We start from the raw sequence: 15,044 nt of genomic DNA on the forward strand, positions 1-15,044 counted from the left end.
CTATGAAGCGTATATTTTTCCTGGTCTCTCTGCTTTCTTCCTTGGTATTGGCTGCCTGCCCAATTACTTTAATTGTTAAAAACATCAAAAGCTATAATCACGATGAGATGTATGTGGTGATTAACGGTGAAAAGAAAAAAATTTCAAAACAGGGAACCGTTGATTTTGCAGAGGTATCTGATGGTCGTGTGAAGGTGATAATACTGTATCAGGATAATGTTGTTTATGATGATACGTTGGATATCAACTGTCAGTCGGGCCGGAAGTATGAAATAGCAATTTCAGATGCAAACCATATTGATGAGGTTTATATCAGAGGTAAAAAGAAGCTCGAGAAGCTTAAAGAAACTCCATTAAGCGTTAAGATTGTTGATATGCAGGCTGTAAAAAGTCAGGCCAACAATATTGGAGAAATACTGAATATGGTCACCGGAATTAAACTTCGTACAGAAGGTGCTATTGGATCAGGGTTTCAGGTGAATCTTGGAGGTCTTCAGGGGAAAGCTGTCAGGATTTTCAGAGATGGAGTCCCGATTGAATTCTATGGACATAGCTTTAATCCAAATGTTTTATCTCCCAATATGCTGGACAGAGTAGATGTATACAAAGGGGTAATGCCGATTGCACTGGCTTCGGATGCTTTAGGAGGTGGTATTAACTTTATTTCAAAACCTATACAGAAAGACAATCTGGAAATATCCAGTGAGATGGCATCATTCAGTACTTATAAATCTCACCTTAATGCAGTCTTTACCGGGAAAAAAGATAGCCTGTTTTATATAGGAACTCAGGCTAGCTATGTATTTTCCAAGAACAATTATAAAATTCTGGGAGAAGTTATAGACCAGGAAACAGCAAATCTTAAAAAAGTGGAAGCCAGAAGATTTCATGACAATACGGAAGCTTCATATATGGAAGTTTATACCGGCGTAAGGAATAAAAGCTGGACCAATGATTTTAGAGTAGGATTTATCTATTCTCATTTCTATAAGGAGATTCAGAATGATCTCGAAATGAGAAAACCTTACGGAGAAGCTTTTGCCAGGGAAAATAATGTGACGGGTTATCTGCAGTATAAAAAAATGTTCTTCGATAATCGGTTGAAACTGGATCTGATGACTGCTTTTGCGAGATACAACAATTCCTTCGTAGATATCAGCAGACGCAGATACAACTGGTTGGGAGAATACACTTTCAGTAATGAAAACAGTGTTGGTGAGATCAATAAAGGGAATGATATGAAGATGAGCTACAATATGTTCCACACAAGGCTTAATGCTATATTCCGTATCAATAATAACCATAGCCTGGAATTTGGAAATATGTATTTCTATCAACGAAGAAAAGGAAGTGATCCCTATGGAGCAATCAATGTAAACGGAGAAGATGTTCTCAAAGTCCCGGCGATCTACAATAAGAATATTGTCGCTTTGGGATTAGTGTCTCATTGGCTTGACCGCAAAGTGGAAACTATAATTGGAGTTAAGAATTATTTCTTCAGTTCTAAAGGATATACTACGGATAAATATAATTTCACCTGGGAATCTGACCGGAATAAAAATGCGTCAGGTTACATGGCGGGAATCAGCTATAAGCCTAAAAACTTTATTCTGAAATTATCCTATGAAAAAGCAGTGCGGCTTCCTGATGAAACCGAAATTTTCGGAGATGGAATTTTAATCAGAGAAAACCTTGACCTTGAACCTGAAAAAAGTGATAACGTCAATCTTGTTCTGGATTATACTTCATCAAATTATAAGCTGAATACAAGTTTAAATCTTTTCTACAGGAACGTTAAAAATACCATATTCATGATTCCGGATAATCCTTACGGAAGGTATCAGAATTATTATGACAACCGAGTCCTGGGATTGGAATATGAAATTAATTATCAACACATCAAAAACATTCAGACAGGATTCAATATTACTTATCAGGATATTAGGCTTAAAAACCTTTCCGGCTCTGAAAGCATCTGGGAAGATGCCAGGCAGCCGAATATCCCTTACTTATTTGGAAATCATTATCTGAGACTGAATTTTTCAGATATCTTAAAAATGAAAGATAAAGTAGAACTGTATTATAACATTAATTATGTACATCGCTTCTTACTATATCCTGTACCCAGAAATCTTGAACCGGGACTGTTTTCCAAAGCTAAGATAGCATCCAGTGATCTCCTCATACCGACTGACGGAAGACGGGGCATGGTAAATGTGGGCGTAGGAATTACCTATTTCCTGGCAGATCCTAAACTGGCCATTAATTTTAGCATTAATAATCTTACGAATGAAAGACTGTATGATAATTATAATGCACAGAAACCCACAAGGTCTTATCATCTGAAATTAACGTATACAATTTTTTAATATTATGATTATGAGAAAATCAAAACCGATTTCTATACTTTTATCTGTATTAAGCCTCTTGCTTTTTACCCATTGCAGCAGTGATGACAGCGTTGAAGAGCAACAGAAACAGCCAACAACAGAAACTAAAGACAGTTGGATCATCTATAACAGTACCGCAGGATGGGGTGGAAACATCTATTCATTCTCAGAACTGCCTCAGGGAGAACTTTCATTAGCTGATAAAAAACCTTTCTATCAGATTGCGTATTCTGCAGGAGGAAAGGCTTTCGGAGAGAATATTTACAGGCTTGGCGGTGCAGCATCTTCAGAAGAAGGTTTTTCTAAACTTACGGCAGATAATGCAGGAAATATTACTTCAAAAGGCTTCATTGCTACCCAAAATAATGGCTTTGAGCCTAATTATCTTGTCGTAAGCGATACCGAAGGATATTATTGGGACGGGTCAAGGGGAATGCTGAAGATTCAGACCTTTAATCCGGGAACTATGCAGCGTACAGGAGAAATAGATCTTTCTTCATTAGCTCAAACAATTGATCCTGCAGTGCTTGGACCGGGGGAGAAAGCTTACCAGGCGGCAGGTCAATTAATTCTAATCAAGAGAGATGATAAACTGTATCTTGACTTACAGATTGGTAAAAAAGGATCCAATTGGCAGATAAAACCTATCATCAAAGAGGTAGCGGTTGCCGTTTATAACCTGACTTCAAAAAAAATGGAAAATGTTACAAAATATCCTAATACTACCAACCTTGGGCTTTTCACAGACCATGTTCTATGGAGTATTGATGAAGTAACCAAAGATATTTATATGGTAGCGGCATCCGATATGAAATCTCAGGAAGCAGCCTTTTCATCTAAAATTCTCAGAATAAAGAACGGACAAACGACTTTTGACTCTACTTTTGAAATTGATATCAAGGATTACGTACATCCTGCAGAGTTCAACAGAATTTTCGCTTACAATAATAAAATCTATACTACCATTCCTTCATCTCCGGCTTCTTATTACAGTGATGGGCATGGGGTAGGTTACAGAAATGATATCTGGTACTGGAATGAAATTGATGTTCAGACCAGGAAAGCGGTAAAGCTTGATATTCCTGTAGATAATTTCTACAACTATCAGAATCCATTCTTATATAAAAACAGAATCTATTTTATGTCGAATAATAAGACAGATAACTTTTCAGGTTTAAGTTCTTACGACCCGGTTTCTAAAAACACAAGAGTTGAGTTTAAACTTAAAGGAAGCGGAAGATTAATGGGGGTGAATGTCATCTCAAAAAAATAATTTCTTTTTTGTTAGTACAATAAGATCATTTGATTTAATGACGGCCGGAAGAGTTTTCTTCCGGTTTTTTGTAGCAATAGGTAAGGAAGAAGGAAGCTATCGTAAATCATATTATTAATTTTCGTCTGGAGTATTAATGGAGTTTAATGATTTCCTTTTATTAAATGTCTAATAGTGCTTCCGGCATCCAGCTATATAAATCACAATTTTCTTACCCCGGACGAAGGTTATTTACTAAATTTGGGAAAATTAAAAAATAATGAAGCAGAAATTTTCTCTTTTTGTTTTTCTTTTAACCGTAGGATTGGCGAACGCGCAGGTTGAAGAAAAAAAACTGGATGATCTGATCCAAAATACCCTGAAAACTTTTGACGTTCCGGGAATGTCCGTAGGAATTGTAAAAGATGGAAAAGTGACCTATTCCAAAGGATTTGGAGTACGTTCTCTTACTACTAAACAACCTATGGATGATAATACCCTGGTAGGAATTGCCTCCAACTCTAAAGGTTTCACTTGTGTGGCGCTGGCAATTCTTGCAGATGAAGGAAAACTGAACTGGGATGATAAAGTTTCAAAATACATCCCTGAATTTCAGATGTATGATCCGTATGTTTCTCAAAATGTAACCATCAAAGATCTGATTACACACAGAGCAGGATTAGGATTAGGACAGGGAGACCTGATGTTTTTTCCGGAAGGAGGAAGCTTAACGGTTAATGATATTGTTCACAATGTAAGATATCTGAAACCGGAAAATCCTTTCAGAACCACCTTAGATTACAATAATATCATGTTCATCGTTGCAGGTGAAGTGATCCACAGAATTTCCGGGTTAAGCTGGGCCGAATTTATAGAACAGAGAATTATGAAGCCGGTTGGGATGACTTCCAGTTTTGGAAGCTATAACAGAGCGAAGGCTGTAGCCAATAAAATTGATGCACACGCTCCTGTAGATGGAAAAGCTGTTGCCGTTCCCCATGATTGGAATGAAACGGCAAACGCCGCCGGAGGAATTATGAGTAATATTAAAGACATGACCACCTGGGCAGAATGTTTATTAAACAATTTTACCACTAAAGACGGTAAGAAATTAGTTTCCGATAAAAATGTTCAGCAACTTTGGAGCTTACAGATTCCGGATAAAGTAGCGGCTAAGAATCCTTATGATACAAACTTCTACGGCTATGGTTTAGGCTGGTTTCTAAGCGATGTAAAAGGTCATAAACAAGTACAGCATACAGGAGGACTGATTGGAACAGTAACGCAGTTCACTTTAATTCCTGATCTGAAATTAGGAATTGTGGTATTAACAAACCAACAATCCGGAGCAGCATTCAATACCATTACCAATACCGTGAAAGATTCTTATCTGGGAGTGGCTGACAGAAACTGGCTGAAAACATATGGGGACAGAATGGCAAAAGTAAATGCAGATTTCGATAAACAAAAGAAAGAAGCCTTTGCAAAATCAGAAGCCTTTAAAAAGGAAAAAGCCCTTCAGCCAAAAGCAGAGCAGTTTACAGGAACTTATAACGATGTCTGGTTTGGTGATGTAGAAATCGTTCAGCAGGGAAATACTTACAGAATTTCATGCAAAAATTCGCCAAGATTAAAAGGAGAGCTGCTTCCTTATTCCAATAACTCATTCATCATTAAATGGGATGACAGAAGCTATGATGCTGATGCATATATCATATTTGATTATGATGAAAACGGAAAAGCGCATTCTGCCAAATTAAAAGCAATTTCAGATGTTACAGATTTCAGCTTTGATTTTGATGATCTGGATCTGAAGAGAAAATAAAAAACAACATTATGATACATATAGAAAGAACGGACTCTGATCCGTTCTTTTTTTATTTATTCACGCAGATTTAGGAGATAACGCAAATTTTCAAAATACTCATAATAATGATTATATGTGAAAAGGTAAGATCTGCGTGATTTGCGAAATCTGCGTGAGCTGTTAACTACCCCGTCAAAAAAAATATCAACTTAGAAGAGGGGAATATGAGGTTCGTAAAATAAAAGAAGCTTATTGAAGCAGGTTGAGGTCCTGTTGAGTACGGGCAAACTCTGAATTGAGATGATACTTTTTAAAGAACCCTTTTAATTCAAGCAATCTCTTTTTGCTGTTATAAGAAATGCTGGAGTTGAGTTTTCTCTGGCAGAGCGAGCAGGCTCTTGCATAATGAAAATCAGTTTCAGAAAGAGTATTGGTTCCGTTCATTACACAATTGGCATTCAGGCAATGGCTGATTCCAAACATATGTCCGATCTCGTGGGAACTGATCTTCATAAGCCTTAGCATACTTTCATTAAAGTTAGAACCTGTTAAATATCCGTTCGCAAACCTGTATATTGAGGTTACCCCAACTCCGTTTTCATAAGATGCTAATCCGAAAACATAGTTCCATTCAGGTATTGGATAAAGATCTCTTTCTGTGATACCCATAAGTATTGCTGCATCTTTTGGCTTTCTTTTCGTTAAAAAGCTATCTAATACATAACTCGCCAGGATCTGTTCCTGCCCATCCTTGAATATTCTTTTTACTTTTTTAGGGAAAATACTGTTAGATAGTACAGGTAATATCTTCGTTTCCAGTTGGAAATATATTTTTAAGTAGTCTTTTGTGAGTTCAATCTCTTTTTGCTGAAGAGAATCAAAATCTCCGATGGGTTGCAGATAAATAATATTCTTTCCCGGTTCTGGTTTTATCTTTTTGGATTTTTGAAAATCTTCAAACTGCTGAAATTTTTCATCATGATTATACCTCCAGCTTCCTTGTTTTGGAGTGGCAGATAATTTTATATCATTGATAGCTATTGTTTCAAAATAAGTTTTCTCCTTTTTCTGACATGAAAAAAAGAAGAGAAAGATTAGGGCGTGGAGAAGGCTGGGGATACAATTATATCTTCCCCGGCTCATAAAAGAACAGAAGTTTCTTCTTAGCCCCGTCAAATTCTGACCATGAATCACAATCAACTTCAAAGCCGGCTACACCACATGTTGGAAAATGAAAAATATCTTCCGAAATAGAATTGGCAAAATTGGAAATTCCATTGTTATGGGAGAAAAGGGCAACCGAACTCAGATTGTCATCAAGGTCATAAATTACAGATTCAAAATTTCTTTCCGAAGGATTGTATAGTTTTTCATTCGTAGTACAATCCAGCTGATAGGCCTGATTAAAAATTTTACATGTATTCAGGGCTCGTACTGCCGGGCTGGAAACAAAATAATCGATAGAAATATTATTGTTTTTAAGAAATCTGGACATGTTCATAGCATCCTCCAGTCCTTTGTCTGCCAAAGGTCTGTCAAAATCCTCCGTTTCTTCCGGCCAGTCGCTTTTCGCATGTCTTACGAGGATGAGTCTCTTCATATAGTCTGTTTTTTGGAAGATTAAAATTATAAAAAAAAATATGGAATAAAACATGATTTATAGAAAAAAACTGCGTAATGAATAAAATCAGTAAATTTTACTAAATTTGCAGACTTATGGGACAAATCCTTGCAATAGACTACGGAAAAGCCCGTTGTGGCATCGCTGTAACGGATGATATGCAGATTATAGCCAGTGGGCTGGAAACTGTTGAGAACCGTATTTTAATGGAATTTTTGAAAAAATATTTCAGTGAAAATAAGGTAGATGAAGTAGTGATTGGGCTTCCCATAGATTTGAAAGGAAATATTTCAGAGGTGGAAACCGATATTTTAAAATTCATTGAAGAATTTAAAAAAGAATTTTCGGATATTGGAGTCCATCGTTTTGATGAAAGGTTTACCTCCAAAATGGCTTCATTCTTTATTTCCCAAAGCGGAAAAAACAAGAAGAAAAGACAGGAAAAAGGATTGATAGATAAAGTAAGTGCAACCATCATATTGCAGAATTTTTTAGAACAAAGATTAAGATGATACTACCGATAAGAGCTTTTGGGGATCCTGTTTTGAGAAAAGTAGGAAAAGATATAGAAAAAGATTACCCCGGATTACAGGAACTGATAGATAATATGTTCGAAACGATGTACAGCGCAAACGGAATTGGTCTTGCAGCGCCTCAGATCGGTTTGGATATCCGCCTGTTTGTAATAGACGTAACTCCTCTTGCGGAAGATGAGGATTATGAAGATATTAAAGATGAATTGGCAGAATTCAAAAAAGTGTTCATCAATGCCAGAATTCTTGAAGAATCTGGAGAAGAATGGAAGTTCAATGAAGGCTGTCTTTCCATTCCGGATGTAAGAGAAGATGTGAAAAGAAAGGACACCATCGTTATTGAATATTATGACGAAAATTTTGTGAAACATACAGAAACTTTTTCCGATATTAGAGCCCGCGTAATTCAGCATGAATATGACCACATTGAAGGGATACTGTTTACCGATCACCTAAGCGCTTTGAAGAAAAAGCTGGTAAAAGGAAAACTGTCAAAAATCTCTCAGGGGGACGTAAGCATCGGTTACAAAATGAGATTTCCCAAATAATAAATAAGGATTAAAAGAAATAATAAAAAGCAAAAAGCTTAACGCTGATTGCAGAATTTACAAAAAATAAAATTATGCTGTTAGAAAAAATAATTTCAATTTCTGGAAAACCAGGACTTTACAAACTAGTTTCTCAATTAAGAAACGGATTCATCATTGAAGATGTTACCACTAAGAAAAAAGTAAGCATTGGAAACTCAAGCCAGGTAAGCTTATTAGATAATATCGCAATGTTTACATTTGATAAAGAAGTACCTTTGTTCGAAGTTTTTGAAAATATTGCAAAAAACAACGATTACAAAGAGACAATCTCTCACAAATCTTCAGATGCAGATCTGAAAGATTTTATGTTAGCTTCTCTTCCTAACTATGATACTGAAAGAGTATATTCTTCTGATATCAAGAAATTGGCACAGTGGTACAACACTCTTCAGAAAGCTGGATATATCACTCCGGAAAGCTTCGTAAAGGCTGAGCCAGAAACTTTAGATGGAGAACCAGCAGGAGAAGTTAGCTTAGATGTTGATGCTAAAAAAGCAGCTCCAAAAGCAGAAAAGCCGGCGGCACCAAAAGTAAAAGCTACTTCAGCAGCAAAATCAGCTCCTAAAAGTACACACAGAAAACAAGGATAATTCAGAACTGAATTAAAATATAAAGCCTTGCCAGGAATTTTCTGGCAAGGCTTTTTGTATTTCGGGAAGCAGATAACAGAATAGGTTAGATATTAACCCTGCACTCCGTAACTTTCACTCTCAACGTTTGTAATAGTGCCCGAATAACCCTTACATTTGTATAATATTGAATTTCCAATTACTTATGAATACAAAACAGGAAAAATTAGAAGCTTTCGGGAGATTACTGGATATTATGGATGATCTGCGTGAGAAATGTCCATGGGACCAGAAGCAGACTTTACAGTCTCTCCGCCATCTTACCCTTGAAGAAACGTATGAGCTTTCTGATGCCATTTTGCAGGAGGATTTGCAGGAGATAAAAAAAGAATTGGGCGATGTATTGCTTCATCTTGTTTTTTATTCTAAAATAGGCTCCGAAAAAGGAAGTTTCGATATTGCAGATGTCATCAATTCTCTTAATGAAAAACTGATTTTCCGCCACCCTCATATCTATGGAGATACTGAAGTGAAAGACGAGGAAGAAGTAAAACAAAACTGGGAAAAACTAAAACTGAAAGAAGGAAACAAATCTATTTTAGGCGGGGTTCCGAAAAGCCTTCCAAGCCTTGTAAAAGCTTATAGAATTCAGGACAAGGTAAAAGGCATCGGTTTTGAGTTTCATGATGCAGAAGATGCCTGGAAAAAGGTAGATGAAGAAATTCAGGAATTCCATGCAGAAACTGATCTGGATAAAAAAGAACAGGAGCTTGGAGATGTATTTTTCTCATTAATCAATTATGCAAGAATTTCAGGAATTAATCCGGACTCTGCCCTGGAGAGAACCAACCTGAAGTTTATTTCACGGTTTCAGAAGATGGAAGGTCTTGCAGAAGAACAGGATCTAAAGCTTACAGATATGTCTCTTGAAGAAATGGATGTTCTCTGGGAAAAGGCCAAACAGTTATCCTAATACAGAATTGGAACAATTAATGCTACTACCTATATTCAGTGAAAAAAATAAAAATAAATATGCTACGCTTTCTTATCCTTCCCGCAATGTTTTTATTAAGTTGTAATCCTAAAGCTCAGAATTCACCTGCTCAGGGAGATGAACTGAAACCACAGTTTTCCTTGCCTAAAAAATTAAAGGAAGTTTCCGGGATTACTTTATCAAAAGATAAAAAAACAATCTGGGTTATTGAAGACCGGGGAAATAAAAATGCAGTATATGGTCTTAATGAAAGTGGGCAGATGATGGCCAAAATTCCCGTTGAAAATGCTGAAAATACGGATTGGGAAGATATTATATCAGATACTCAGGGAAATATTTATATCGGAGATTTCGGGAATAATGATAATAACCGCCAGGATCTGGCTATTTTAAAAACTGACCTGAAAGATATTACCCAAACGACAACAAAAGTAGTTCAAACAACCAGGTTCCATTATGAGGGGCAGACAGAGTTTCCTCCCAAAAAATCTAACCTCTTGTATGACTGTGAGGGATTTGTAGAGATGGACGGAAACTTCTACCTTTTCACTAAAAACAGAAGCAAAGGATTTGACGGTACTTTCCTGGTATTTAAAGTCCCTAATAAAGAAGGTAACTTTGAAGCTAAACTGATTGGTAAACTGAAGCTGCAAGGCGGATATAATGATGCCGCTATTACTTCAGCAACCATTAACAGCACAAAAGATAAAATTGTATTGCTAACGCATAAAAATGCTCATGTCCTTACAGGGTTTACAGCTGATGATTTCAGTGCAGCCAAGATCAACAAGATTCCTTTAAACCACAATTCACAGAAAGAAGCAGTTGTTTTCCTTAATGATCAGACTTTAATGATTGCAGACGAAAAAGGAAAAGATGAAGGTGGAAATGTATATCAATTCTCCCTTAAGCTATAATTTCAGCAAGATATAAACTAAAAAAGCCATGGAAAACTCCATGGCTTTTTTATTATTTTTTCCTTTGAAATTCATCATACAGCGGCTTCAGCTCTTTGGGCGGATTACCGGAATCAAAACTTGCAGATGTGTATGTGGTGCCATTACTTGTGATGATAAGGTTGGCGATCATAGCCTGATCGGAATGCCTTCCTGTAGTAGGAGCTTCAAGTGTTGATATTTTAGATAAATCAATAGATGCAGCCTGCTTTGAGATACGTTCCCAGTCAGAAGAAGACATTGGCTTATTTGTTTCTTCCCCGTTAAGAGAAGTTATCTTAGATTTTGGAGTAAGGGTAATTATTGTATGGAAGCCTCTGGTTTGCTCTGTTAATTCTATTTTTTCAATTTTTGCCTGCTGTGCGTTTACATTGACGTTTTTTTCAATACTTACATTTTTGCTTTGGTTCTGGCAATGAATACTTGATAAAATTAAAATGATATTAATGGAAGCAATGAGTATTTTCATGGTGTGCTTTTTTACAATTGTTAACATAGCTAAAATATAAAAACGTATTGGATATAAAACTATTATGCTCGTTAAAAAATAAAAACCCAGGAAACTCCTGAGTTTTATTGGGAAATATTTTATTTAAAATTTCATTCCGACTCCTGCAGAGATTCGTCCACCATCTGCACCATAGAAATAATTCAGTCTGGCAGACATCATTTCCACCACACTTAACCAAATCCCGGCACCTACAGATTGATGCCATTTTCTGGAGTATTCACCATCATTCCATACACGGCCGATGTCATAACCAACAAGGATACCCAGATTGGCAGGAATAATATTGTTCCTGATTCTTCCAAAATCCCAGCGGATCTCAGAATTGTTGGTAAAATAAGATCTTCCTGAGAATCTTTCATTCCTGAACGCTCTCATCCCATTGTTCCCTCCAATAGCAGCCGCCTGATAGAATTCAAAATTATTATTGTTGATCCACATGGCATTGCTGGCATTGGCAAATACGAAAACTCCTTTTTTATCAATTCTGTGATCAATCGCAAATCTTCCTTTTACTGTCAGGAAATTTCTGTTGAAATTAGAAAAAGTCGCTTTCCAGTCGGCATTCAGCATCAGTTCCATTCCCAGGGTTGGGAAGGCAGGGTTATCTGCATTTTTATAGCTGAACGTATAATTGGCTCCCAAGAATTGCTGGCTGTTAAAAACTTCCGGTCTTACATCCGGGGAAGTATTGATGAAGCGTCCGTCTTTTCTCTGTACTTTATTATCTTCGAAGGTAAGCTGCAGCTGATGGTTGAAATTCATCCAGCCTTTCTTAGAGATAGAAGGGGCAACATTGAATTTTGAAATTCTTGCCCTGTTGTATTCTCTTTCCGTGGCTTCCTCATCATACGGACTTTCATTGGACAGTCCGAAGAAGTTCTGAGAAAATCTTGGGGTGGTATAAGCCGCATCAATATTAAAATCCCATCCTGAAATTGCTTTCTTGAAAATACCTTTGTAGATAAGGCTAAATCCGGCAGTAGCAGTATAAAAATTAGCCTTTAAGCTGTGTTTCTGAGTAAAAGGATCACGGATGAAGTTATTTACTGTATAATTGGCTAAAACACCAACAATAACACCATCATCAGGGTTATAATCCAAATTGGGATATCCTGCTAAAGCATTGTATTTCGGATGCTTGTAATTGTAAGTATTGACTTCATAATCATCTGAAATATTTTTGGTAGCATTTCCTGCATTGTAGGTGTTTTTCTGAGAGGCGAAATCGTAAATTTTTACTTTTCTTCCATCTGATACATTATAGACATCATGATTATTGCCGCCAATCAGTCTGATGTTCATTTTAGGGCGCCCGTTTCCTGCTACTTCATACACATCATCATCTTCCAGTCCATAAATCCAAAGCTCTTTTGTTTTGGAATCATGGTACGTTTTTTCAAAAACAAGTTCGTTCTTATCTTTGTTTTTACCTAATTTATATTGCTGTACAAGAACAGAATGTCCGTTTTTGGTAATCACAAATTTATCAGGCTCCACAGTTCCGGCTAAAGGAACTTTTTCCTGCAGAACATTATAATAATCGGAAGCATATTTCTGTAATTTAGTTTTTCTGATTTTCAGTTTTCTCTGAATATCTGTTACAGTGCTGTCCTGAACTTCTTTAGGAAGGTTATGGAAGGCATCATCAATATCCGAATCTGTTAAATGTTCCTGAATATATTTTGCCTGGGTTTCCCATTCTTCCGGGGTTGAGGCTTTTAAAAAGACAAGATCCATTGGGTAAGGCTCCATGGCCAGCCATTTTACACTGCTGATATCTTCTGTAAAAGTTTTCATGTGCCGGATGGCAGGAACATTCATGATAAGTCTGAATGCAGCTCCGTCATATTTACTGAAAGCCTGGTCTCTGTCTTTTGGAATGGGTTTATAGATGATTTTATTTTCTTTTTCATATTCTGCCCATTTCCACTGATCTGAATGCCTGTCCCAATCACCAATCAGCATATCAAATAATCTTGCCCTGATGTAAGATTCTCGGTCTACGGAATATTTATTGCTTTTGGTGAGGTTTTTCAGGACATCGTCAGTAGAGAGAATATCTTTTGCATTATCCAGATAAGCCAATGTTTTAGGATCTGAAGAATAGCGCTCTTCAATCATATACATTTCATCACCATAATCCTGATTATATTTCCCTAAAGTCTGCTGCTTAGGAATATAATACAGTTTCGGATTGCTATGGAAAATATCCAGTTTTTCTGACATATTTCCAATAGTAAACGGAGTAAACGGATGGTTGGTAGTATAAAAATCCAAAAGGAATTTTTCCGGGAAAGTATTGGTTAATTCCTCTGCCAAAGTGCTTCTTTGGAAAGCCATATTATTAAGGAAGCGTACAGCACTTTTTTTCACTCCACGCATTACGAATTCCTGCCCGTCATTAGCTTTTAGTCTTAAACTGTTAGACTGGTTTCCTCCTCCTTCTCTGAAAGGGATATAGCCGCCATTCAATTCAGAAAGATTGGCTGTAGGCGCTTCAATAGGAATTCCATAATATTTTCTGTAGTGATCTCCCCAAAGCCATCGGTAAAAGCCTCCTTTTTGGGTAAGCTGAACAGGATAGATACTGGAAGATACTGTAGCCGGAAATGTATTTGGGAAGTTGTTCACAAATTCATCAGGCTTGGATATCACAGAGATCTGTGACAGTTTCTGAAGCTTTGCATCTTTCGTAGAGAAGAACTCTACATCAGTACTCTGGTCTTTTCTGATATTAAGAACTGCAAAACCACTTCCTCCGTAGGAAAAATCTGTTTTTTCAGCAATGGTAGACGGATCCGTTTTAGATCCTGCACCGCTGATGATCTGTCTCATATTTCCCTCTTCATGATACTGTAAATTGTGGTCATGTCCGGAAACGAAGATAACATTATCTTTATCCTGCACAATACTTTTCAGCCTGTTGGCAAGTTCTCCATAGTGCTGATTGTTAATGTCTGCCGGGCTGATTCCTGAAGAACTCCTAAGAATATTGATAAGGCTGGCCACTCCCGGTACGGGTATTTTACTTTTCAGAGGGAAAAGGTGTGACTTCGCTGAATGAAATCCTGCATGGGTTCCGCTGCTGATAACCGGATGATGCAGCGCAACAATGATTTTTTTACCCTGATTTTTAATAATAAGATCTTTAAATTCTGTGTAAAAATCTTCACGGGTTTTGATGTTGCAGTTTTTATTGATTCCGGGATAGTTGTCCCAGTTGGTAATTACCCATTCCGTATCAATAGCGATGAGCTTAATGTCTTTCGTGATGCTTATATCATCAATGGGGCATCCGTTTTTAGGCAGGAATGCCTTCTTATCATCAAAGTATTTTTTTACTAATGATTCCTGGGCATTTAACCCACTCAAACCACTGTACCAGTCATGATTTCCTGGAATTACAAGGGTCTTTCCTTTAAAGTTTTTAGTGATTGCCAGCTGATCTTCCAGTTTTTGTTTGGCTAAAGCATAGCCTTTATCAGATTCTTTAGGCATTCCGTTGGGATAAATATTATCTCCAAGGAAGATGAGCATAGAGTTGCTGTCTGCAGAATCCAGTTTGCCTTTTAGTAAATTCAGAGTTTCCTTTGCCTGAGGTTCATTTGCATTTCCGGCATCTCCAATGAGGAAAAGCTTAAAATCATTTTCAGATTTTATCTCGGAATCTTTTACTTCAAATAAGTTTTTGCCTTTTTGTACGTTATATGTTGCGCAGGAATACATTACTCCGGCGGACATTACTGTTCTCAGAACAATAGAAGTATTTTTTAGATGAGTTTTAAAGGATAAATTCATAAATTTACATTAACAAAAATTCA

General features: G+C 36.9%; 12 protein-coding genes. 8 read left to right on the forward strand and 4 right to left on the reverse strand.

Annotation, left to right across the window (positions count from 1 at the left end; genetic code table 11):
- Nucleotides 1-2 precede the first annotated feature (2 nt).
- From EG339_RS09075 to EG339_RS09085, 3 genes are all read left to right on the forward strand, one after another.
- Nucleotides 3-2,369 (forward strand): TonB-dependent receptor, encoded by a 2,367-nt coding sequence (locus EG339_RS09075; protein WP_123869906.1) that lies wholly within the window; start codon nt 3-5, stop codon nt 2,367-2,369.
- Nucleotides 2,370-2,379: 10 nt separating this feature from the next.
- Nucleotides 2,380-3,663: a hypothetical protein gene (locus tag EG339_RS09080; RefSeq protein WP_123869907.1), complete on the forward strand. Its 1,284-nt coding sequence runs from the start codon at nt 2,380-2,382 to the stop codon at nt 3,661-3,663.
- A gap of 259 nt (nt 3,664-3,922) precedes the next feature.
- Nucleotides 3,923-5,467 carry a serine hydrolase gene (locus EG339_RS09085; protein WP_123869908.1) on the forward strand — a complete coding sequence of 515 codons (1,545 nt, stop codon included), beginning with the start codon at nt 3,923-3,925 and terminating at the stop codon, nt 5,465-5,467.
- 231 nt (nt 5,468-5,698) lie between these two features.
- Here the strand turns inward: EG339_RS09085 and EG339_RS09090 are convergent, their stop codons facing one another.
- Together EG339_RS09090 and EG339_RS09095 are read right to left on the reverse strand one after the other, a co-directional pair.
- On the reverse strand, nt 5,699-6,592 hold the full coding sequence (locus tag EG339_RS09090) for an archaemetzincin (RefSeq protein WP_123869909.1): 894 nt from the start codon (nt 6,590-6,592) through the stop codon (nt 5,699-5,701).
- Nucleotides 6,573-7,049, reverse strand: coding sequence for a SixA phosphatase family protein (locus EG339_RS09095; protein ID WP_123869910.1), 477 nt, complete (start codon nt 7,047-7,049; stop codon nt 6,573-6,575). Before EG339_RS09095 ends, EG339_RS09090 begins: the two co-directional genes overlap by 20 nt.
- 116 nt (nt 7,050-7,165) lie before the next feature.
- Between EG339_RS09095 and ruvX the strand changes: the two genes are divergently transcribed.
- The 5 genes from ruvX (at nt 7,166) to EG339_RS09120 (ending at nt 10,673) form a co-directional block, all read left to right on the forward strand.
- Nucleotides 7,166-7,582, forward strand: coding sequence for a Holliday junction resolvase RuvX (gene ruvX / locus EG339_RS09100; RefSeq protein WP_123869911.1), 417 nt, complete (start codon nt 7,166-7,168; stop codon nt 7,580-7,582).
- Nucleotides 7,579-8,151, forward strand: coding sequence for a peptide deformylase (gene def / locus EG339_RS09105; protein ID WP_123869912.1), 573 nt, complete (start codon nt 7,579-7,581; stop codon nt 8,149-8,151). The genes ruvX and def overlap by 4 nt, the downstream gene beginning before the upstream one ends.
- A gap of 74 nt (nt 8,152-8,225) precedes the next feature.
- A complete protein-coding gene (locus EG339_RS09110; protein ID WP_066698532.1) occupies nt 8,226-8,783 on the forward strand; it encodes a DUF5606 family protein in 558 nt (185 codons plus the stop codon).
- Between the two features lie 184 nt (nt 8,784-8,967).
- Nucleotides 8,968-9,735, forward strand: coding sequence for a nucleoside triphosphate pyrophosphohydrolase (gene mazG / locus EG339_RS09115; RefSeq protein ID WP_123869913.1), 768 nt, complete (start codon nt 8,968-8,970; stop codon nt 9,733-9,735).
- 59 nt (nt 9,736-9,794) lie between these two features.
- Complete coding sequence (locus EG339_RS09120; RefSeq protein ID WP_123869914.1) at nt 9,795-10,673, forward strand: hypothetical protein; 879 nt, start codon at nt 9,795-9,797, stop codon at nt 10,671-10,673.
- Nucleotides 10,674-10,725: 52 nt separating this feature from the next.
- On the opposite strand, the gene EG339_RS09125 is transcribed toward EG339_RS09120, so the two are convergent.
- Entirely contained in the window at nt 10,726-11,181 is a 456-nt protein-coding gene (locus EG339_RS09125) for a hypothetical protein (RefSeq protein WP_123869915.1), read from the reverse strand.
- 123 nt (nt 11,182-11,304) lie between these two features.
- On the reverse strand, nt 11,305-15,021 hold the full coding sequence (locus tag EG339_RS09130; protein WP_123869916.1) for a metallophosphoesterase: 3,717 nt from the start codon (nt 15,019-15,021) through the stop codon (nt 11,305-11,307).
- Nucleotides 15,022-15,044 lie beyond the last annotated feature (23 nt).

This window comes from Chryseobacterium bernardetii, assembly GCF_003815975.1.
Lineage (GTDB): Bacteria > Bacteroidota > Bacteroidia > Flavobacteriales > Weeksellaceae > Chryseobacterium > Chryseobacterium bernardetii.

Bases quoted from the DNA above. Each gene is read 5' to 3' on its own strand.
- EG339_RS09075 (WP_123869906.1), top strand. From the start codon at position 3: ATGAAGCGTATATTTTTCCTGGTCTCTCTGCTTTCTTCCTTGGTATTG.
- EG339_RS09080 (WP_123869907.1), top strand. From the start codon at position 2,380: ATGAGAAAATCAAAACCGATTTCTATACTTTTATCTGTATTAAGCCTC.
- EG339_RS09085 (WP_123869908.1), top strand. From the start codon at position 3,923: ATGAAGCAGAAATTTTCTCTTTTTGTTTTTCTTTTAACCGTAGGATTG.
- EG339_RS09090 (WP_123869909.1), bottom strand. From the start codon at position 6,592: ATGAGCCGGGGAAGATATAATTGTATCCCCAGCCTTCTCCACGCCCTA.
- EG339_RS09095 (WP_123869910.1), bottom strand. From the start codon at position 7,049: ATGAAGAGACTCATCCTCGTAAGACATGCGAAAAGCGACTGGCCGGAA.
- ruvX (WP_123869911.1), top strand. From the start codon at position 7,166: ATGGGACAAATCCTTGCAATAGACTACGGAAAAGCCCGTTGTGGCATC.
- def (WP_123869912.1), top strand. From the start codon at position 7,579: ATGATACTACCGATAAGAGCTTTTGGGGATCCTGTTTTGAGAAAAGTA.
- EG339_RS09110 (WP_066698532.1), top strand. From the start codon at position 8,226: ATGCTGTTAGAAAAAATAATTTCAATTTCTGGAAAACCAGGACTTTAC.
- mazG (WP_123869913.1), top strand. From the start codon at position 8,968: ATGAATACAAAACAGGAAAAATTAGAAGCTTTCGGGAGATTACTGGAT.
- EG339_RS09120 (WP_123869914.1), top strand. From the start codon at position 9,795: ATGCTACGCTTTCTTATCCTTCCCGCAATGTTTTTATTAAGTTGTAAT.
- EG339_RS09125 (WP_123869915.1), bottom strand. From the start codon at position 11,181: ATGAAAATACTCATTGCTTCCATTAATATCATTTTAATTTTATCAAGT.
- EG339_RS09130 (WP_123869916.1), bottom strand. From the start codon at position 15,021: ATGAATTTATCCTTTAAAACTCATCTAAAAAATACTTCTATTGTTCTG.